General features: G+C 51.1%; 17 protein-coding genes. 2 read left to right on the top strand and 15 right to left on the bottom strand.

What is annotated here, in order from left to right:
* Positions 1–3: 3 nt before the first annotated feature.
* Together KOO63_11295 and KOO63_11290 are read right to left on the bottom strand one after the other, a co-directional pair.
* The gene (locus KOO63_11295; protein MBU8922391.1) at positions 4–1,890 is read right to left on the bottom strand and encodes a S9 family peptidase; all 1,887 of its coding nucleotides are present in this window, start codon (positions 1,888–1,890) and stop codon (positions 4–6) included.
* A 125-nt stretch (positions 1,891–2,015) separates the two neighbouring features.
* Positions 2,016–5,408, bottom strand: a complete 3,393-nt coding sequence (locus KOO63_11290; protein MBU8922390.1) for a S8 family serine peptidase — start codon at positions 5,406–5,408, stop codon at positions 2,016–2,018.
* A gap of 433 nt (positions 5,409–5,841) precedes the next feature.
* Here KOO63_11290 and KOO63_11285 point away from each other — a divergent pair, with 433 nt between their 5' ends.
* Complete coding sequence (locus tag KOO63_11285; protein MBU8922389.1) at positions 5,842–6,291, top strand: Hsp20/alpha crystallin family protein; 450 nt, start codon at positions 5,842–5,844, stop codon at positions 6,289–6,291.
* A 170-nt stretch (positions 6,292–6,461) separates the two neighbouring features.
* Here KOO63_11285 and KOO63_11280 read toward each other — a convergent pair whose 3' ends face one another.
* The 13 genes from KOO63_11280 to rpmH all read right to left on the bottom strand — a co-directional run bounded on the left by KOO63_11280 (position 6,462) and on the right by rpmH (position 18,334).
* On the bottom strand, positions 6,462–6,938 hold the full coding sequence (locus KOO63_11280) for a polymer-forming cytoskeletal protein (GenBank protein MBU8922388.1): 477 nt from the start codon (positions 6,936–6,938) through the stop codon (positions 6,462–6,464).
* Between the two features lie 9 nt (positions 6,939–6,947).
* Positions 6,948–7,727, bottom strand: coding sequence for a M23 family metallopeptidase (locus KOO63_11275; protein ID MBU8922387.1), 780 nt, complete (start codon positions 7,725–7,727; stop codon positions 6,948–6,950).
* Between the two features lie 46 nt (positions 7,728–7,773).
* A complete protein-coding gene (locus KOO63_11270; protein ID MBU8922386.1) occupies positions 7,774–8,631 on the bottom strand; it encodes a ParB/RepB/Spo0J family partition protein in 858 nt (285 codons plus the stop codon).
* Between the two features lies 1 nt (position 8,632).
* Complete coding sequence (locus KOO63_11265) at positions 8,633–9,430, bottom strand: AAA family ATPase (GenBank protein ID MBU8922385.1); 798 nt, start codon at positions 9,428–9,430, stop codon at positions 8,633–8,635.
* Positions 9,431–9,458: 28 nt separating this feature from the next.
* The gene (locus tag KOO63_11260) at positions 9,459–10,658 is read right to left on the bottom strand and encodes a right-handed parallel beta-helix repeat-containing protein (protein MBU8922384.1); all 1,200 of its coding nucleotides are present in this window, start codon (positions 10,656–10,658) and stop codon (positions 9,459–9,461) included.
* Positions 10,659–10,877: 219 nt separating this feature from the next.
* Positions 10,878–11,552, bottom strand: a complete 675-nt coding sequence (locus KOO63_11255; protein ID MBU8922383.1) for a 16S rRNA (guanine(527)-N(7))-methyltransferase RsmG — start codon at positions 11,550–11,552, stop codon at positions 10,878–10,880.
* Positions 11,549–13,483 (bottom strand): tRNA uridine-5-carboxymethylaminomethyl(34) synthesis enzyme MnmG, encoded by a 1,935-nt coding sequence (gene mnmG / locus KOO63_11250; GenBank protein ID MBU8922382.1) that lies wholly within the window; start codon positions 13,481–13,483, stop codon positions 11,549–11,551. Before mnmG ends, KOO63_11255 begins: the two co-directional genes overlap by 4 nt.
* A gap of 49 nt (positions 13,484–13,532) precedes the next feature.
* The gene (gene mnmE / locus KOO63_11245) at positions 13,533–14,900 is read right to left on the bottom strand and encodes a tRNA uridine-5-carboxymethylaminomethyl(34) synthesis GTPase MnmE (GenBank protein MBU8922381.1); all 1,368 of its coding nucleotides are present in this window, start codon (positions 14,898–14,900) and stop codon (positions 13,533–13,535) included.
* A 3-nt stretch (positions 14,901–14,903) separates the two neighbouring features.
* Complete coding sequence (locus KOO63_11240) at positions 14,904–15,599, bottom strand: Jag N-terminal domain-containing protein (GenBank protein ID MBU8922380.1); 696 nt, start codon at positions 15,597–15,599, stop codon at positions 14,904–14,906.
* 137 nt (positions 15,600–15,736) lie between these two features.
* Complete coding sequence (yidC, locus tag KOO63_11235; GenBank protein MBU8922379.1) at positions 15,737–17,563, bottom strand: membrane protein insertase YidC; 1,827 nt, start codon at positions 17,561–17,563, stop codon at positions 15,737–15,739.
* 36 nt (positions 17,564–17,599) lie between these two features.
* Positions 17,600–17,824 (bottom strand): membrane protein insertion efficiency factor YidD, encoded by a 225-nt coding sequence (yidD, locus tag KOO63_11230; protein ID MBU8922378.1) that lies wholly within the window; start codon positions 17,822–17,824, stop codon positions 17,600–17,602.
* Positions 17,821–18,168 (bottom strand): ribonuclease P protein component, encoded by a 348-nt coding sequence (gene rnpA / locus KOO63_11225; GenBank protein MBU8922377.1) that lies wholly within the window; start codon positions 18,166–18,168, stop codon positions 17,821–17,823. The genes yidD and rnpA overlap by 4 nt, the downstream gene beginning before the upstream one ends.
* 31 nt (positions 18,169–18,199) lie before the next feature.
* Positions 18,200–18,334: a 50S ribosomal protein L34 gene (rpmH, locus tag KOO63_11220; GenBank protein MBU8922376.1), complete on the bottom strand. Its 135-nt coding sequence runs from the start codon at positions 18,332–18,334 to the stop codon at positions 18,200–18,202.
* A 522-nt stretch (positions 18,335–18,856) separates the two neighbouring features.
* Here rpmH and dnaA point away from each other — a divergent pair.
* Complete coding sequence (gene dnaA / locus KOO63_11215; protein MBU8922375.1) at positions 18,857–20,230, top strand: chromosomal replication initiator protein DnaA; 1,374 nt, start codon at positions 18,857–18,859, stop codon at positions 20,228–20,230.
* Positions 20,231–20,486 lie beyond the last annotated feature (256 nt).

Raw genomic sequence — 20,486 nt, 5'->3', positions numbered from 1 at the left:
GTTTTATTTTTTCGTGTCTTTCAGATGCCTGTCCAGAAATTCGAGGATCCCCCTGTAAGCCTTCAACCGGTTGGTCTTCCCGGAAAACCCGTGTCCCTCATCTTCGAACAGCATGTATTCGACGTCGACTCCTCCCCGCTTCACCGTGTCGACCACCTCTTCTGCCTCGACCTTCAGCACCCAGTTGTCCTTCCCCCCCTGTATCACCATGAGCGGGTCCGTTATCCGTTCTGCGTGATAGATGGGAGAAATGCCTCTGAGGTACTCCTCATCCTTGTCAGGATAACCCATTTCACGATAAAAGGCATCCTTGTAATTTTCCCAGTACGAGGGAAGGTCCCTGAGAGTCCTTATCCAGTTCGCTATCCCGAACAGATCGACACCGACGGCGAATTCAGACGGATGGAAAGCCATCGCGGAGAGCACCAGGAATCCACCGTAACTGTCACCGATGATCCCTATCCTTTCGGGGTCTACATAGCCTGTTTTGATGAGCCAGTTCTTTCCTTCGATAAGATCCTGTAGATCGTCACGCCCGTGCTTCCTGTCATCCAGAGAAAGGAATCTCTTTCCATACCCGTTGCTGCCGCGGTTGTTCGGCGCCAGGACCACATAGCCATGGTTAGCCATATACTGGAATAATGCCTTGTACCTGAATGTTGACTGGCCTCCGGGGCCACCATGAGCGTAGACCAGCGCCGGGACGCGGTCCCCTGCCCTGATCTTCTTCGGCTTGTACAATACAGCCGGGATGACCTCACCGTCGAAAGACCTGTACCTGACCGCCACGGCATCCACAAGGTCTGCCATATCTATTTCCGGGTTCATCGCCCGGGTCACCCTCGTGTGTCGTCCAGTCTGGAAATCATAGACGTAAAGATCGTTCGGCGAATGCGGACTGTTGACCGAATACTTCATATACCTTCCGCTTCGCGAGAATCCGACATTTGAGATCTCTCCGGTCGGGGCTTCCGGTATCTCCACCCTTTCGCCAGTAGTCTCGTCATAGATCCTGATCTCTGTCTTTCCGTTCACGTTTATTCCGGTCATCCTGTACTTGCCGTCATATGAGAAATACGAATATACGATATCCCATTCCGCCGTCTCGACAGTCTCGCTCTCGCCGGTTGCCAGATCGTATCTGCGAAGGTACCGGAACTCGCTCCCACTGTTTGTAAGGTAATATAGATATCTCGACTCGCTGCAGAACTCGAGGGGCTGATAATGTACCTCGCCTGTATGGCGGGATATGTCTTTCATCTCACCCGTGTCCCTGTCGTATATATACATCTGCGAGTCATGTTCCGTCCTGTACCGGGAGAACGACATGTATCTCATATTTGACGAGAGATGCCCGAAATTGTATCCCCTGTCATTTAAAAATATCATCTTCGGCTTCATCTTCTCGACATTCATCAGGTATATATCTGTAAATCTCGGATCCCTCTTGTTCGACCCGAAGATCATATGTTTTCTGTCGCGGGTCCAGCCATAGAAAACTGCCCGGGCTTTCTTTTCCGGTGTGAGATCGGTCACATCTCCGTTTTCATCCATGAGATATAAATGGTAATTGCCCCTGGCGCTTTTATCGGACAGGAAAAGAAACCTGTCGTCATCGGGGAAATATGAAAGGGCAAACACTGGAGCCTTCCTCGAATCGGTCAGGGTGACCGGTTTCCCGCCGGCGACCGGGACCGTCCAGGCGTTGAAAGTCTCCATGCTGTCCATAGTGAACAGCAGTTTCGTCTCGTCGTGAGAAAAAGAACCTCCGGCGACTATCCTGTAATCGAGGAACTGCTCAATGGAGTACTCTGTCACCTTCCCACCACCACAGCCGGACAGCAGCATGACTATCATCAGTATCAGTGTTATCGGACTCCTGAGAGACAATTTTCCTCCTTCAGGCGGCGGCCCATGTCATTAATGACTCTTAAGGCTCCGTCAGAAAGCGGAGCCTTCAATATCTTTTATACGCCAAAAGCCCACCTTGTTCCATTATTTTTGCAGGCTTAAGCCTATTTCAACAATAGTATCTTGCGTGTGAAGGTCCCGTCCGGGCACTCGAGCATAGCGAAGAAGACACCCGACGACGCGACACTTCCCTTTTCTGTCAGACCATCCCAGGTATATTCGCCGGGTCCGGCAGGAAGGAATTCATCGACAATCGTCCTCACCAGCCTCCCGGCCACATCGAACACACGCAGCCTCACATGCCCGCCCGAGCCATTGATGAATCGGATGGTAGTCGAAGGATTGAAGGGGTTGGGGTAGTTCACGATCCTGCCCCGAACGGAAGGTGCCTGCCCGCCAGAATGGGCCAATGCTATCAGAATATCCCTGCCGTTCGTATTCACACATACATAAAGTTCTTCTCCACTTATAAACGGCAACTTCGCTGCGGCATCTTCGCCCGGAGCTATCGGAACCTCCGCTATCGACTCCCCGGCAGTGGAATAGATCCCTATCCTGCCGTCTTCCCTTCCGGAAAAAATCATCCCTCCTGACGAGATCGCCCCGGAGAACCCATACCCTCCTATCTCCGCCAGGGGAGAATCGAGATCTCCCGATGGCCCGATCCGAAGAATGCCGGGAACGAGTCCGGTCCTTACGACGACCGTCATCATCCCGTCTGGCGTCAAGCAGGGAGGACCCTGTGGTATTGCACCCGTTTCACATTCCCATAGTGCCATACCGTCTTCGATCAGAAAGGCACCGATCCTTCCGCCTCCTCCACATATGATAGCCGCATGGGAGGAGATCATCAGTGGGAATCCAGGGGAGATCCCGGTCTCTATCGTCCACAGCCGTCTTCCCGAGCTGATATCGAAGGCTGCCATCCTTCCGGCCAGATCGACCACCACAAGCTCTGTCCTGTCTAACGCCGGAGGAGCCGTTCCATAGACCATCTCATGATCCCTGTCGATCCAGAGCCTGTTACCCGTCAGACGATCCATAGCCATGACGATGTCATCTGCTCCCGTTTCCGGACAGTGGAATGTACAGACGATCACATCCTGGTCACCCACCGGTTCACCGGCCGTATATTTCCACCCCTCTTCGACACCCACGGTCCGCGACCATACGATTGCTCCAGTCTCACAGTCCACGGCACAGAGATATCGTCCCGATGGCACAAAAAGGACTCCCCCTGCCCAGAGCATCGACCGTGGCGCGTGCCTGCATTCACCCGGCAGCTTTCTCCTCCAGAGGAATCCTCCGGAAGCCCTGTCGACTGCGTATACAACACTCTTTTCGCCTTCTCTTCTTGCCGCAAAGACCATTTTTCTGGAGACCGCGGGCTGACAGACTATGCTTCCCGTTCCTGGAATATCGTAATTCCATTTCATTTTCAAGTCGGTGCCCGGCCCATCATGGAAGATCCCCGTATGAGCGCCTCCCCCCTGGAAACAGACGGGGGGATCGGATGTAAAGGCATCTCCGCGGTATGATATCCATAACGGTATCTCCGTCGTATTCCGGGCATCTTCACCCTCTATTGAAAGCGGAAGATATGCCGGGACAGAGCCCGAAAGGGAAAGATCCGGCCTGTCCTCGTTCAAATCTGCTATAACGAATTCAAAGCTGAGCAAAGCCCGTCCTTCCCCGTTCAAAACTGCTTCCGATACCAGAAACCCGCTCCCTACGGTGGATATTTCCGAGACATCAAGGCAGGATGATATTGTTCCTCCGTCGTCCGGACCGTATATCTCTATTTCCAGTTCTATCCTCTCTCCCGGATCTGCCGCCCCGTTTCCGTCCCCCGGCATTTCAAACAGAGCCACCGCCCCACTTGTATAACGAGGAGCTGCCGGGACCTGCTGATCTATCCCTGTTGTCTGGATCTCCCCATCACATACCAGTGAGAATCTGAACCCGATCATCTCCCCCTCATCGATGGGGACCAGAGATACCAACTCGTACCGGGCTTCAAAGATCTCGTCCGTTCCCAGATCGATCTGCTCACTCACTACCGGGGCGACCGTGAAAATACCTTCCCTGTCTGGCTCGATCTGAATCTGTCCACCCTCGATACGTTCGAGAAGATTTCTCGCCCTCACAATTAATATGAACTTTCGCCCGGGCGGATAGATTCCACAGTCCGATATATCATCTGTAATTAATTCCGAACTTTCCGGAACAGCGAAATAGCGCGTGTTCGCGGCGATCGACAGGTCGGCCCGGATATTACCGCAACCTCTGCACCCGTAGAGGATCTCATCGTCTGATCCTTCACGCAGACATCCCGAAAGGATCCTTCCTCTCACCATTTCCAGGGGAACAGGCTCTGGTCCGGAAAGTATGAGTGCCGCCGTCCCAGATACAAACGGCGCCGCCGTAGATGTGCCGCTTCTCACCGCGTACCCGCCTGGTCCGGTCGAAATCACAGATACTCCAGGTGCCAGGCAATCGACGCCCGGAACGCAGGAGGAGAAAATAGCAGGATTTCCGTTTGGATCTGAAGCGCCCACAGCGATCGTCTCAAGACATGAAGCGGGAAAAAGTTCAGATCCAGCCCCGTTGTTTCCAGCAGAAGACACGAGGACGATGCCTTCCTTCTCCGCAATAATTATCTCCCGGTGTATCTCTTCAGAATACCCCCCCCCGAAACTCATGTTAATCACATCGGCACCCATAGCGACTGCATACCTTATAGCTTCTGCTACATCATGCCCGGATAGAGCCCCGGCTCCATACAGGTCGGTGTAGGCCGCTCGAAGTATCATCAGCCGGCATCGAGGAGCAACCCCCTCTATCCCCAGTCCGTTTCCGGCGACGGCACCGATTATTCCCGCTACATGTGTGCCATGGCCGTTTGTATCTCCTGGATCTCCGTCCGGAGGCCATCCATCCTCTCCTTCAACCATCGATTGTTCTGACACAGACACGAAATCATACCCGTGCAGATCATCGATATACCCATTTCCGTCATCATCGACCCCGTGCAGTCCCGAAAATTCCATTTCGTTTGTCCATAAAGACTTCTCCAGGTCGGGATGTCCGAGGTCGCATCCAGTGTCTATTATCGCTATAGTCACGCCTTCTCCCGTCGCGTGCTTCCAAGCCTCCTCGAGCCCCGCAGCACGCCACCCCCACATCTGATCCCATAGAGGATCACGGACTCCCGGAATTGAAGGACCTGGATCTATCGAAGATGAGAGAGTAACACTTCTGCTTTTTTCGGACCTGTCCCCCCCCTGTAATCGATCATCGACTGCAGGAATAAAATAATTCGCTTCTTCCACCATATGCTCAAGAAGCATATACCCGGCCTCATCTCTGTTCGGGTCCAAATTGTTTTTCTCGGCATCTAATATCATGTTAGTCCTATTTATTATATCTAATTCACCTTCTATGGCAGGAATAACGAGAAGACTCAAAAAGAGTATTATGTAGTTAATTACCTTCATTTAATTTCTTTTCCTGTCGTCTGTCAGAAAACTTTCCTTATAATCCTCCTTCTGGTTTTTCGGCATGATGCAGCAGCCTCTTTATCTTTCTTTTAGCCCCTTAACAGCCTGCCTTCCGCAACTTCATTGACGATCCCGGGTCTGTCAGGTTTCTCATTTCCGCCATACCAGACAATAAAAGACATGCCATTCTGGCAGCCCCAGCACGCCACGGCCGTCAATTGTGGCAGCGCGTTGTGGCAGCGTGGCAGCCAGTCGCTCGCCACGGCGAGATCGGCATACCCGAGTACTTTCTATTCTGTTGTTATATAATGTGTTGCGTTATAACACTGTTTTCTGGCACGCCTCATGCCCTGACTGTTACCAAGTCCGGACAACAGGCTTAAGAATCGGAAACAAGATCTAAAGGCAGAAGTAAAAGTGGAGGTGCAGAATGAGACTGATGAGATGGTACCCGGAAACGACGGGCCTCAAGACCCTTCAGGGTGAGATGGACGATATTTTCAACAATCTTTTCCTGGTGAACAGAAGGAGGCTTGACACTGACTATCGCGGTTGGACACCCAGGGTCGATATTCAGGAGCATGAGAACAATTATGAGATATCGGCCGAAATACCCGGAAGGGACAAAGACGAGATCAGCATCGAAGTCCAGGAGAACATCCTCACGATAAGGGGCGAGAAGAAGAAAGAAGAGAAGGCGACAGAGAAGAACTATCATCTTTGCGAAAGACACTGTGGAAGCTTCGAGAGGTCTTTTACTCTCCCCGACAATACCGAGCCGGAAGGAGTCGATGCGGAGTACAAAAACGGCGTATTGAACATCACCGTGCCGAAGACCGAAAAGGCGATCCCGAAGGAGATAAAGGTCAACATCAAATGATCTGAATAGCCTGCACGAAAGCGGGAGCCTCCGGGGGCTCCCGCTTCTTATTATCTAATTGCTCTGTGTGTCCGCGCTTCACATCTAATTTGATGCATCGGTCAGCTTGTCACATCAACACATTCCGCACATTTGCGACACCCGGCATTCTTGTTATTAAGCATCTATTCCTATTTAGCCCAAGCATTCGAATTGCTTTTTTTGTCTTTTTGCGCCTCTTCTTTCCCGGGCACATGTGACGGAGTTGCCGTTTTGTTGTCCGGACTCATCTTGCAGGAGCCCTCGAAAAACACACCTTCATCGATCACAAGCCTCGTAGTCTTGATATCGCCTTCGAGCCTTGACCCGGCCTGCAGTTCGATCTTTTCCCTGGCGTCTATATTTCCGTTTACCTTCCCGCCTATGACAGCGCTTGCAACATTCACGTCGGCATTGACCTTTCCGTCCTTACCTACGACCAGAGTTCCCGGACAATTAATCGTCCCCTCAAATTCTCCGTCGACCCTGAGAGTACCTTCCTTGACATCGATCGTACCTTTGATCTTGCACCCTTGCCCAATAATTGAATTCATCTTTCCTTCTCCGTTCATTTCTTCACCCTCTTTCGTGAATTTTGAGAATCCTTTCATCTGATTCTTTTTTTTCATCTATTGACCTCATTTTAAAAGGTATTTTAAAGGGTCCACCTGGATGTTATCCTGTGTGACCTCGAAATGCAGGTGCGGAGCTGTACTCCTTCCCGTGCTTCCAGCGTGGGCTATCGTCTGTCCCCGACCCACCCGTTCTCCCTTTATTACTACCAGCCTGTCGTTGTGTCCGTAAAGAGTTTTTATTCCGTACCCATGGTCTATCTGAACAATATATCCGTAGATATCGTCCCACCCCACATCGATCACTACCCCGGAAGCTGCCGCTCGCACAGGCACTCCCCGCTCCACACCAATGTCGATCCCCGGATGATATGTGGGGTCTCCTTCCCCTCGCCCAAGGTTGTAACCTTTTGTAATAAAGCCTCTTACAGGCCAAAAGCTGGGTATCGCCCTCAGCATCTGTGTTTTTTCATTCTCAAGCTGTGTTTCTCCGGCAGTTACCGCCGGTGATGTGCTATCAAGTGCCCGCCTGTCTTCTTCTGCTATATCGAGGCCAAGCATCCCTCTCACTTTCAGATCCATAGCATGTATCTCCGAAAGATTTCGGATGACCTCGCTTATCTTCTCATTCCTTACCGTCAACTCTCTCACCTGTCGCTCGAGCATGAGAGTCTCCCGCGTCTTTACCAGCAGTTTTCCGTAAGTGCTTAGAAAAACAACCATTGCAACAAGCCCTATCGCAAGAAACGTTGTTACGGTATAAAACGTCCTGTAGGGGACCTTGTAGGTCCTCGTCTTTTTGATATCGTGAGGTACGACGATAATGGAGAATGTCTCTTTTTCCATCTTATTCCCGATCTTCCGCCCTATGCGACTCCGGAGCCGCTTGAACCTAAAGGGTGATATCTACTCCTATCCTCTCCAGGATGCTCTCGAGGTCATCGTCGGAGAAGAACTCAATTGTGATCAGTCCTCCTTTTTTTCTCGGGAGGATCCTCACCCTTGTACCAAGCACTGTCTCAAGCCTTTCCTCGAACTCCGCAAGGACCGGATCACGGCTTGCACTCTTTTTCCTGCGCCTTTTCTTCTTTTCCGGTTTCACGGCCAGCTCTATATCTCTCACCGTAAATCCGTCCTCAACGACCTTTCTAGCCCACGCTATCTGTTCCTTTTCACCATCGACCGAGAGTATGGCCCTGGCATGGCCCGCCCTGAGACGACCTTCCTCGATCAGCCCGACCACTTCGGCGGGCAGGTTAAGAAGCCTTATAGTATTCGCGACAGTACTTCTGTTCTTTCCAAGTATTGCTGCTATCTCCTTGTCAGACAATCCGGTACGCTGCCTGAGGGCGATATATCCCCTTGCTTCTTCTATCGGATTAAGATCCTCTCTCTGCAGGTTCTCCAACAGAGCCAGCTTCAGCGCGTCATCGTCATCGACATTCCGTACTATGGCAGGAATTGTATTCTTTCCGGCAATTCCTGAAGCCCTGAGCCTTCTCTCGCCCACGATCAGCTGATATCTGTCTCCAGCCCTCCTGACGACCACGGGCTGAAGTACACCATTCTTTTTTATAGATTCGGCCAGCTCATCCAGATGCCTGTCGTCGAAGTGGTCCCTCGGCTGGTGAGGGTTGGGATCTATCTCTCCAAGCTCGATCTCCCGGACTCGCTCAGTCTCCGCAATGCTATCTTTAAGGTCTTGTGAGATAAGAGCTTCCAAGCCTCGACCAAGAACTTTCTTTCTCAAATCATCCACCTCCCCCACTGGCAGCTATCTCTGCCGAACCCGAATTCTGCTTCTCGATCAGTTCAGTCGCCAGCTTCAGATAGCTTTTAGCTCCCGAACTCTGTACATCGTAGAGGATCACAGGCATCCCGAAACTCGGACATTCGCTCAACCTGACATTTCTGGGAATGATGCTGTCATACACCTTTTCTCCAAAATATGATATTGCTTCGTCAGCCACCTGGCTGGAAAGCCTTAACCGCTTGTCGAACATGGTCAGCAGGACACCTTCTATCGCAAGGTCGGGATTGAGGTGTTTCTGTACCATCCTTATGGTGCTGAGCAGCTGGCTCAACCCCTCGAGTGCATAATATTCACACTGGATCGGGATAAGGATCGAATCAGCCGCCGTAAGTGTATTGAGGGTAATAAGCCCGAGGCTTGGTGGGCAATCTATTATGACAAAATCGTATCTTTCTCTTATTCCCATCAGGGCTGATTTCAATTTTCTCTCACGGGCTATCTGGGAAACAAGCTCGATCTCGGCGCCTATCAGCCTGGGATGTGAAGGGAGCAAGTCCATAAGCTCTGTATTGACAATGACATTGCCCGCCTCAGCTTCTCCTATAAGCACTTCATATACCGTTTTGTCGCCTTCCAGGGCCCTCACTCCCAGGCCGCTGCTGGCGTTGGCCTGGGGGTCACTGTCAACGAGAAGGACCTTCTTTTCCAGCACTCCCAGGCTGGCACTCAGGTTGACGGCCGTAGTCGTCTTCCCGACCCCACCCTTCTGATTGGCTATCGCTATTATTTTTCCCATCTTACCCTTCATATAAATTGTCTTTCCTCTAGTTTTCCGCCGGGGATTCATCCAGCCAGTCACTAAAATCAACCGTAGCGTTACCACCCTGTGTATGTATCATGGCCGCTATTGAACCGTATGTGGTCTCTCCCCAGAAGTTTTCTGTAAAATCAAGCACCCCTCCACCATCGTATTCATAAAGCCGGACCCCATATTTGTTAATCCCAGCCTCATTTAAGAATATCGAGCAGTTTTTGACCCGCGGCCGTGCGGCGTCGGAGAGAAGGAACCCTTCAACATTGTTCGAGACGTTGCTGTATTCTATATCCAGATTTGGAGCGGCTTCTCCGCCGGCATGTATTCCAAACTGGTAATTGTATCGGATCGACGAATTCCTGATCGTGACATCGGAATCGTTACTGCGTATTCCGCGGCCGTTATCCCATATTTTACACCCTGTTATCTCTACATTAGACATGTTGTATATCTCGATACCGAATTCTGCACTATCAGATATGCTGATCGTATCAAGGGTGACTGTCGCATAGTCCCGCACAGAAACACCGGTGTAAGCATTGCTGATCTCACAATATTTCATTATACCGATTGCGTGTTCGCCCTGAAACTTGACTCCCTCCCATTCTTCTTCCGAATCTCCTGGACAATAGTTTGTCCTTAAAACAACCGGGTTGCCCGGTTTCCCGAGAGCCTGGAAATCTCCTTCGACAGTAATGCCTGCATATTCGTTGTCGAATATGATGGTTACGCCCTCGTGGAGGATTAGAGACGTCAGGAACCTGACCGTAATATGTGCCGCCTGACTGTATATATAGTATGATCCGTTATCGAAATATTCGTTGCTCCCGGGCAGCAGAAGTATCACCTCGCCGACTTCGATATCGATCGACTTGCTTCCCGTATCGATTCCGTCGAAGACACTCAAGGTCAGCGTATATGTCCCGGATTCTGTCGGCGCCGTCCAGGTCACGCTGCGCCCCTCGCCGGAAACCGGACTAAAAACTCCCCCTGTAGCCGCCCAGCCGAAAGAGATCTCGTCTTCGTCGGGATCGGTGGCGGAAGAGTTAAGCTCGACTACGTCCCCTCCCGACAGATAACAAAGATCCTTTGTTATGGTAATGCTCCCCGGAGTAGCGTTTTTAAAGTCCACCGAGTCGTCACAACCGGCGACCCCGGCAAACACGACACAAACCACTAATGCCTTGAAATACCACGAAATATGACGCATATTTTTCTCCTCGGATAATTGTGGGGCCTACAGGATTATAGACAGGCCCGTCGTGGAAATCAATTAAAAAGTGTCCTTCGCTTCCCCCAGTGCCTGTTTCACGTGAAACACCCGGCAAGGCGTCGGCGGGCTACCGGGGATAAATGTTTCACATGAAACACCGGGATCCAACTGCGATCATCTCGTCGAGGGACTAAAAAAGCATGCTTTTCGGTGGAATCATCGCGTATCGTCCCAGCCCTCTTTTCCAAATGCCAGCAATACCCCGGTCTTTCCCGGAAGATCCTCTCTGGAGACCAGCACCATCCCACGCAAATCTAACCCATCCACTTCCCATTCCCAGGCCGCCTCCTTTATCGTAACGTAAAGCCCATCATCATTCATCAGGCCGGATACGATGGGGATGGCGTCGGAAAGCCTGCCGGCCGCCTTTGTCGTCACCAGATCGAACCTCTGTGGTATATCAATCTTTCCCGCATCGGCCCTCATCACCTGGACCCTTCCCATGCCGATCCTCGAGATCATCATCTCCAGGAAGGAGACACATTTTTCTTTTCTTTCTACCAGCGTTATATCCATGTCCTCCCGCACCAGGCTCCACACCAGGCCCGGAAATCCGTAACCCGAACCGACATCAGCGACCTGAAAAGGTCCACCACCTCTCCCGGAAAGCAGGTTCCCGGCGAAATCCAGCATAAACAGTGATTCTACAATCTGGGTGGCCAGAGAAGAGCCGGGGTCACGCCTGCTTACAAGATGTATGCTGCGGCCCCAGTGTAGATACTCCGACACAAAGTGGTTCAGCATGACAAGGGCATTGTCCTGTAACCCGAAAGGAGATCCTTCGAGAATCGCCCCCACGATCTTTTCGTGCTCGTCTTTTGCGTCACTCATCTCCCGCCCCCTTTACCTTTTCTTCGGAAGGAGTTGGCTTCTCCCGCCCCGGAGCCTTGCCTATCCTCCCCATCGGGGAAATGCCGCCCGAGATAGACCATGAGCACCGAAAGGTCCGAATTCCTCACCCCTGTGATCCTCGATGCCTGCCCCAGTGTCTCGGGCCTGAACTTCTCCAGCTTTTCCCTCGCTTCCATACTTAGCGCGTCTATCTCAAATGAAAACTTGTCCGGAATGCGCGTCTTGTCCATTCTCATGATCTTCTGGGCCGTTTTTTTCTGTCTCTTTATGTATCCCTCGTACTTAAGGTCGATTGAGAGCATCTCCTTCTCTCTCTTGGAGAGGCCTCGAAGCCCTTCTGGCAGAACCGCTTCGAGGTCTTCGATCCCAAGCTCCGGCCTCTGAAGAAGTTTTGATGCCCTTTTCGCCTCTTTCACTCCCGGCGCCCCTGATCTTTCAAGGATGTTGCTTGCGTCGCTTGCAGATATCATTATTCTCTCCAGCCTTCGAGCAGCATTATGTACATTCTTTTTGCGGTCGATCATCTCCTCCCACATCTTCCGCTCCAGAAGCCCGAACCTGGCCCCATACCTCATCAGCCTTTCGTCCGCGTTGTCCTGCCGCAGGAGAAGCCGGTGTTCCGCTCTTGAGGTGAACATCCTGTAAGGTTCATCAATATCCTTTGTTATCAGGTCATCTACCATCACGCCAGCGTATGCCTGGTGTCTTCCAAGTCTGAATGGAAGATCGCCCCTTATATCCAGGACCGCATTTATCCCCGCCCAAAGCCCCTGTGCCGCAGCTTCCTCGTACCCCGAAGTACCGTTGACCTGCCCTGCCATGTAAAGTCCACCGATCTTTCGCGATTCCAGGGTCGAATGGATCTGCCATGGAGGAAAAAAATCATATTCTATCGCATACCCGTACCGGATGATCCTTGCGTTCTCCAGGCCCGGCACCGATGAGATCATTTCAGCCTGGACATCGACAGGAAGGCTTGTCGACATACCATTAATATATATCTCTTCGCTATCCCTGCCCTCCGGCTCCAGAAATATCTGGTGCCTCTGTCTATCCGGAAAGCGGACCACCTTGTCCTCGATCGATGGACAATACCTCGGCCCGACACCCTCTATCTGCCCGGAGAACAACGGCGATCTCCCGATATTCTTCTTTATCAGTTCGTGAGTCTTCTCACCTGTATATGTTATATGGCAGCTTACCTGGTCGACTTCGAGCCTGTCGGTCCTGAAGGAAAATGGCATGGGCTCCGGGTCTCCGGGCTGTTCTTCGCAGCAGGAATAATCGATGGTGTCCCTCGCCAGCCTGGCCGGAGTCCCCGTTTTTAGCCTTTTTCGTTCCAGCCCGAGTTCTGACATCGCGTCTGAAAGTGAGCACGAAGGCGGCTCTCCTTCCCGACCACCCGGTATCTGCTTCTCCCCTATATGCATAAGCCCGTTTGGAAATGTCCCCAGGGCCAGGATGACTTTTTCCGCCGCTACCGTCGTGCCTCCCGCGACTACAACTCCAGTCACCTTGCCTCCCGATACTTCGAGCCTCGACACCTCCGCTTCCATGAGTTCGAGATTCCTGCATTCACGAAGAGTCGTGAGCATTTTTTCGTGGTATATCTTCTTGTCGGCCTGAGCTCTTGGTGACCAGACGGCGGGCCCTTTCCCCCGGTTCAACATTCTGAACTGTATGCCCGCGCTGTCGATACAGACACCCATCTCTCCCCCCAGAGCGTCGATCTCTCGGACCAGCTGTCCTTTCGCCAGACCTCCTATGGCCGGATTGCACGGCATCCGTGCTATATCAGCCTCGCTTATAGTCACCAGCAATGTCGAGATACCCATCCTTGCGGCAGCCAGGGCAGCCTCGCATCCGGCATGGCCTCCTCCGACAACTATTATTTCATATCTATTATCCATAAACTATCAGTAATTATTCCTGTTATACTTATATCTTAATTGTCTGCAACTATTTACCTATACAAAACCTTGAAAAGACCGTGTCCAGAAGGTCCTGGCTCACAGACCTGCCGGTAACCTTCCCACACGCGTCAATAGCCTCGCGGAGTTCCATGCTTACTATCTCAGGCCCGGCTTTCCGTTCTATCTCCTTCTCCATCCTCGCCAGCGCGGCCGACACATCCTTCAGAGCGTTGCTCTGCCTCGTGTTCAGGGCTATCCTTTCTTTTTCCAGCTTTGAGATATCGCCCCCGACCGTTCTTCCGAAAATGGCGCTTCGAAGATCGGCCAACCCTTCTCCGCCAAGCGCGGATACTGCTATTACATCTGCCTCTCCAAATCTCCCGGCAACATCCGCCGTCGACTCGGCCAGCCCGAGATCTGATTTGTTCAACACGACTATATGCTCGACCGCGCTCACATTGCGCAATTCTTCCCTATCTTCGGCCCTGGATCTATGGCTTCCATCCAGAACGAAAAGAACGATGTCTGCCCCCCTTGCCGCCTCTCTGCCCATCGAGATCCCCCGCGCCTCGATCTCACAGCCTGTATCAGCTATCCCCGCAGTATCCTCAAGGTAATATGTCAACCCCCCTATGTGGATCCTTTCCCTCAAAACATCCCTCGTCGTCCCCGGGATCTCGCTGACTATGGCTCTCTCTTCTCCAATAAGGGCGTTATAGAGAGAACTTTTCCCTGCGTTTCTCGGACCCAGTATGGTTATCCTTATACCCTGTCTCAGCTTTCTTCCTGCCATCTCGGATTCCAACAGGACACTTATCTTCCCTCTTGTCTCCACAGATATTTCCGTCAGCCTCTCAGCTGACCAGGTCTCGATATCCTCCTCGCTGAAATCAATCGACACCTCCACAAGCGCAAGCTGTCCCAGAAGCCCGTTTTCTATCTCTACCATTTTCCTCGAAAGACTTCCTCCCAGATGCGCAAGCGCCACTCTGCTCTGAAGTCTCGTCTCGGAAGAGATGAGATCCGCAACTGCTTCCGCCTGGACAAGGTCCATTCGTCCGTTAAGATAAGCCCTTTTTGTGAATTCTCCCTGTCCTGCCTGTTCAGCGCCCCTTGAGATGATATCTTCGATTATAGCGCCCGTGACGTGCATGCTTCCGTGGCATGAGATCTCAACGACATCTTCTCCTGTATATGAATTCGGTGCCAGCATGCAAACGGCGAGAGCCTCATCCAGGATCTCGCCATTTATGTTTCCAAGGCGCGAAAGGTGCATCTCGTGGGATTTCCACCCGGCCGCACCGGGCGACATCCCCTCGATTATGTCCACTGCCCGCTTTCCGGAGATCCGCACAACTGCGATCCCCGATTCGCCGGGCGGCGTTGCCAGGGCTACTACAGTCTCACCGTCCATAGCTTATCTTCTGTTATAGCGGTTTTTTCTCTCCGCTCCATGTTCTGGAGCAACGAATACTTTCCGCATCTCGCCGTTGCCGACCGTGTATGTTGAAATACCTTCGATATCTGTAAGGGCCAGGTGTACTATCCGTCTCTCCGAGGCTTTCATGGGTTCCAGTCCGACATCTCTGTTCGTCTGTCGCGCCCTTTCGGCTGCTTTCACTGCCTTCTGCTTCAGGATCTCCTGTCTGTTTTTCAGATACCCGCCGACATCGAGGGTCAGCCTCTGATACCCACCGAGCTTCCGGGATACTATCCGGCCAACCAGATGCTGCAGGGAGCTCAGCGTATCTCCCTTTCTGCCTATCAACAGCCCGTCCACTCCGGCTGTTTCGATATTTATATATGTCGTATCATCCAGAATATCTGAAAACAGTCTGTAATTAACATCCAGACAACTCATTATAAGCTTCGTTACTTCGTCGGCCACCTCTTCGACGCCCGCCGAGCTTCTTTTTAACGTTGCCTTTATTTTTGCTTCTTTCGCTCCGAATATGCCGAGTACACCCTTTGATCCAGCCTCGATGATCTCGATGTCGACATCTTCCACTTTCGCTGCAAGTTCTTTCATCGCTTTCGCAAGGGCCTTTTCAACGGTCTTTCCTGTGGTCTCGATCGTCCTCTTTCCTGATTCTGTCTTTTCCGGCCTGTTCATATTACTCTCCCTTTTTCCCAGTCGATATTGTAAGCATGATCCTGTTCAGCTTATTATTCTACCTGAACTTATTGATCTCCATTCCAGCCCGGAGCCCACATCCGGGGCTTTCCGGTAAAAGTCTATTGTCGGTCCTTTTACGTTTTTGTTGCGGCCTCCTCCGCTGCTGCTTCTTCGGCGTCTATCGCCTTATGTACAAAATATTGCTGGATGATCGACAGGATGTTGTTTATCAACCAGTACAGAACAAGCCCTGAGGGCATTCCGTAGAAAATAAATGTGAATACGATCGGCATCATCGTCTGCATCATCTTCGTCTGCGAAGCTGGCCCCGTACTACCCTCCGGGGTCCCACCCAGTTTCGTCTGAACAACCATCGCTACACCCATAAGTATGGGGAGCAAGTGAAACTCACTGCCCAGAAGAGGCAGGTTTACACCAAAATCGAACAGGACATCCGGCGTCGAAAGGTCGTTTATCCACAACCCTAGCGGCGCGTCCCTTAACTCTATTGTATTCCTCAGAACATTGAACAATGCTATGAAAACCGGCATCTGAAAGAGGAGCGGCAGGCAACCACCAAGCGGGTTGACTCCTCCCTCCTTGTACATCTTCATAGTCTCCTTGTTCAGTTTTTCCTTATCATCCTTGTACTTATCCTGAAGAGCTTTCAGCTTCGGCTGAAGCTTCTGCATGTCTTTCATCGACTTGAAGCTTTTATGCGTCAGCCTGTAGAAGATCACTTTCGTCAAGATCGAAAGGATGATAATAATGAGACCGTAGTTTGGTATGAATTTCTTCATCCAGAGCATCAGTTTCAGCACGAACACACTGAAAAACCTGAGCTTACCCATCTCGATCGACTTTTCGAGGCCTACCCCGTAAAACTTCAACCCCTCCATGTCCAGCGGCCCGAAATAGCAGACAAACGAGTCGTCCAGGCGCCTCGGGTCTCCCCGGAAGGGGTACTCAAGGGCAAAGCCCGCCCTGTTCGTCTCTTTGTCACCGATCAATGCAAGCGTACCGGATTTCTGGTCCTCTGCTAGAACGGCAGCAAGGAAATACTTGGACCGCGCCCCGGCCCATATAATCGTGCCGTCCTGTTCCTTGCGGTCTGTCTTGCCGAATTTCCCAGATGATTCCTTGTGGAAATCTTCTCCAACCATGCCCATCGAGGCAATTTGGCGAATCTCGTCCTTTTTGTTCTTCTCATTCAACTCGATCCCGGCATCCCAGGATAAAGCCCAGGAGGAGGTCTCTCTCAGCTCGCCTTCTCTGGTGATGCCCACGCTCAGGCCGACCTCGAATCCGTCCCTTGTAAACGAATATTTTTTCTCGACCCTCTCTCCAGCCTTCCCGGCCCGGGAGAACACCACATCTGCTCTCTCAAGCTGGTCCGACAGTATGATCGTCTCTCCTGCCATCGGCTGCGTTCCATTCACAGTGACTGTAAAATCCACCTCTGACAGGCTTTTCCACACTCCCTGGTGTTCGAGAGCCAGAGCCAGTCCTCCGCCCTTTTCGGCCGGTACGAGTTCTACTTCCTCACCGTTTTTTCTCCTGAACCCGGGCAGCTTCAGGCTTTCAACCTTGGCGCCCTTTGTGGAGAGAACGACTTTCATCTTTTCATTTTCGATTGTGAACTGTTTTGAAGATGTCTCTCTTGAAGTAGAGAAAAATCCGCCTTCGACCTGCCAGGCTTCTACCGATTCGCTGCCCTGGCTCTTCAGATCTTCACTGTTTCCGTTCTCGGGCAAGTCGGCAGGCCTTTCCCTTTCGTCGGCTTCCCGGATTTCCGCCAGCCCTGCCTCCACATTCTCCAGAGAATCGGCGACTGTCTGCTCCCTCAGCTGGACTACTTTCCTTCTTGTTGCCTCTCTCTGCTTGGGCATCACATAGAATACCTGCCAGACAAGCAGGATCGCAAACGTTACACCGATAGCAAGAAATGAGCGTTTATCCATTCCCGACTTTCCTTCCTTCTTATTGAACAGTTTTTATCAGCGAACCGGGTCGTAACCGCCGGCAGAGAAGGGATTACACCTTAGTAGCCTCCAGAAAGCTTTCAGGCCGCCCTTGAAGAAACCATATTTTTTCAGTGCTTCCTCGGCGTATTGTGAACAGGAAGGTGTATGCTTGCAGGCTGGCGCGATATACGGAGAAACCGCTGTTCTGTAGACCTTTATGGCAAACAAGCCAAATATTGTCAGAATTCTCGATATCATCCGCAATTTAATATCAATCCCGCCCTTGCTAAAGAGCGCTCTACATCTTCCAAAAGTTCCCTGAATGTTGCCTCTCCGGGGCGAAACGTCGCTATGAAGACGATCCAGATGTCCTCTGGAACGATTCTGCCTTCAAGCCTCTTGAATATTTCCCTCATCTGCCTCTTTGCCCTGTTACGCTGATAGGCCTTTCCTACATTTTTTTTGCTCGCCACGAACCCGGGTACGATCCCTCCATCATTTCTTGTAATATAAAGAATCGTGATTCTCTCCCCGGCCTCTCTTCTGCCTTCCCTGTATACCTGCCTGAATTGGCTGGTTTTCTTTAATCCACATTGGGACATCGGGCAAGGTCTTCTTTCCGGTTCTCAACACCTAAACGGCCAGACGTTTCCTTCCCTTTGACCGTCTTCTCTTGAGGACCTCGCGACCGTTCTGGGTACTCATTCTCTTCCTGAACCCGTGGGTCTTTTTCCTTCTTCTGTTATGAGGCTGATATGTGCGCTTCATTATTACCTCTTCTAGTGTTCCCCGAATCTAAACTGATGTTCCACATAAACACTGTAGGATAGAAATACTATACCTTCATGTCAAGCTTTTTATCGCTCGGGGCCTTAACTCGTTTATTATATCGGCCTTTTGATTTTCATTTTCACTCCTTTTTCGCCCATCCCACCTTTTCCCCACACACCACCAAAGTAACCCTCTCATATCTTATTTTGTTCTAGTGTCTTATAAATATTTTCCTCATCTGTGTAAAAAATTCTTGATATGGTTTTTTCCGTGTGATACATTTCCGCCTGCGGGATGAGGGGAGTGTTCACTTTCCGGGGAGTTAGGGACCGGATCGATTTTTACCATTCCTCCTGAAACAGACAATGTGGATAACGCTTTGACAACATATCAGGAAACCCGTCGTACTTGTTGTAACAATTGAAATTGCTGAGTTTTCCACAATTGTGGAAAACCTTAAATGGTTCTTTGGGCTGCAGTGGCTGTCCCGGGGTGGTGTTTTCTCCGGTGCGGGGGACGATGAGCGCGGAAAAAGACATAAATACGGTAGATTTCGGTCAGGTATGGAACGATGTTCTTGTCAATCTTGAGAAGACCGTCAACCACCAGAGTTTTCAAACGTGGTTCGTTCCCACTCGCCTTGTAAAGCTCTCGGAGACCACAATCACCATAGAAGGGCCCAATTCCTTCTTCATAGACTGGCTTGCCGAACACCACCGCAACAGGATAGCTGCCGCAGCAGAAGATGTTCTTGGCCTTGCTCTGAAGGTGGAATTCACATCTCCGTTGCCGACAAGGACACGCAGTGAGCCTAGATCCGATAATCAGGTTGAAAGAAAGACGCTCGTGCAGAATCCGATAACTCTTCCGAACAAGATACACCTTAACGCCAGATATACATTTTCTGAATTCGTCGTGGGTAACGGAAACCGTCTTGCTCAGGCCGCGGCGCTTTCCGTCGCCGAGACCCCGGCAAAGACCTACAACCCCCTCTTCATATACGGAGGCCCCGGTCTCGGAAAAACCCATCTGATACAGGCTATCGGCCATTCCATCCTTAGTGAGCATCCCTGGATGCGCATCTCGTATGTTTCTACAGAAAGCTTCGTGAACGAGCTTATCCATTCAATAAGGAACGGCGTTACTCACGAGTTCAAGGAAAGATACCGCAAGGTTGATATCCTGCTCATAGACGATATACATTTCCTTGCGGGCAAGGAAAGGACCCAGGAGGAATTCTTTTTCACTTTCAACGCGTTGCACGAGAACAACAAACAGATCGTATGCACAAGCGACCGGCCACCGAAAGAGATCCCCACGCTTCAGGAGAGGCTTACCTCAAGATTCGAATGGGGCCTTATCACCGATATTCAACCACCCGATCTCGAGACCAGGATAGCTATTTTACGAAAAAAGACCGAGAACGAACGAATCCATATTCCGGATTCTGTGATCGATCTTATAGCAGAGAACGTCAAAAGCAACACAAGGGAACTTGAAGGTTCTCTTATAAAGATACTTGCCTGTGCCAGCCTGACCAACCAGGACATCAACGAGGATATGGCAAGAGAAGTACTCAGGGATATCATTAAATCTCCAGGCAAGGGGATAACGGTCAAAGCGATTCAGGGTGCCGTCGCAAGAAGGTTTGATGTGCCGGTTGAATCGTTGAAAGCGAAGACGAGGATAGCCAAAATCGTCAGGGCGAGACATGTAGCGGTCTATCTGTCCCGTGAAATCACATCGCTTTCTCTTGTGGATATCGGGAAACGCTTCGGCGGGAGGGACCATAGTACGATCCTTCACTCATGCAAAAAGATCGAGAAAGAACTTCAATCAGATTCTTTCCTGGAAGACAAGGTAAAAAGTCTCGTGGAAGAGATGAACTCCTGACATCCAGGAAGCCCTCAAAATTTTGACACTTTTTTTCTCGCGCGCGCCACGTTCCCTTGTGGATTCTGCCATTCACTTTTATCCACATTGTCCCTGTTGAAAGATTGTTAACTTCTGTGGAATAGAGGCCAGCTTATGGAATATTCTGGAAAACATCCCATTTTCTACATAGATCCCAACATTCCCATGCACATCATTCGCACCGCCAATACATGCTTCCCCCGGCTTTTCAACATATCAACACACACTACTACTA

It is taken from the genome of Candidatus Latescibacterota bacterium (genome assembly GCA_019038625.1).
In the GTDB taxonomy this organism is placed as follows: Bacteria; Krumholzibacteriota; Krumholzibacteriia; order Krumholzibacteriales; family Krumholzibacteriaceae; genus JAGLYV01.
Note: the sequence above shows the minus strand (reverse complement) of the source record. Positions and strands in the feature narration are given on the sequence as shown.

Coding starts and splice junctions, on each gene's coding strand:
- KOO63_11290 (MBU8922390.1), bottom strand. CDS start 5,408: ATGAAGGTAATTAACTACATAATACTCTTTTTGAGTCTTCTCGTTATT.
- KOO63_11285 (MBU8922389.1), top strand. CDS start 5,842: ATGAGACTGATGAGATGGTACCCGGAAACGACGGGCCTCAAGACCCTT.
- KOO63_11280 (MBU8922388.1), bottom strand. CDS start 6,938: ATGAAAAAAAAGAATCAGATGAAAGGATTCTCAAAATTCACGAAAGAG.
- KOO63_11275 (MBU8922387.1), bottom strand. CDS start 7,727: ATGGAAAAAGAGACATTCTCCATTATCGTCGTACCTCACGATATCAAA.
- KOO63_11265 (MBU8922385.1), bottom strand. CDS start 9,430: ATGGGAAAAATAATAGCGATAGCCAATCAGAAGGGTGGGGTCGGGAAG.
- KOO63_11260 (MBU8922384.1), bottom strand. CDS start 10,658: ATGCGTCATATTTCGTGGTATTTCAAGGCATTAGTGGTTTGTGTCGTG.
- KOO63_11255 (MBU8922383.1), bottom strand. CDS start 11,552: ATGAGTGACGCAAAAGACGAGCACGAAAAGATCGTGGGGGCGATTCTC.
- mnmG (MBU8922382.1), bottom strand. CDS start 13,483: ATGGATAATAGATATGAAATAATAGTTGTCGGAGGAGGCCATGCCGGA.
- mnmE (MBU8922381.1), bottom strand. CDS start 14,900: ATGGACGGTGAGACTGTAGTAGCCCTGGCAACGCCGCCCGGCGAATCG.
- KOO63_11240 (MBU8922380.1), bottom strand. CDS start 15,599: ATGAACAGGCCGGAAAAGACAGAATCAGGAAAGAGGACGATCGAGACC.
- yidC (MBU8922379.1), bottom strand. CDS start 17,563: ATGGATAAACGCTCATTTCTTGCTATCGGTGTAACGTTTGCGATCCTG.
- yidD (MBU8922378.1), bottom strand. CDS start 17,824: ATGATATCGAGAATTCTGACAATATTTGGCTTGTTTGCCATAAAGGTC.
- rnpA (MBU8922377.1), bottom strand. CDS start 18,168: ATGTCCCAATGTGGATTAAAGAAAACCAGCCAATTCAGGCAGGTATAC.
- rpmH (MBU8922376.1), bottom strand. CDS start 18,334: ATGAAGCGCACATATCAGCCTCATAACAGAAGAAGGAAAAAGACCCAC.
- dnaA (MBU8922375.1), top strand. CDS start 18,857: ATGAGCGCGGAAAAAGACATAAATACGGTAGATTTCGGTCAGGTATGG.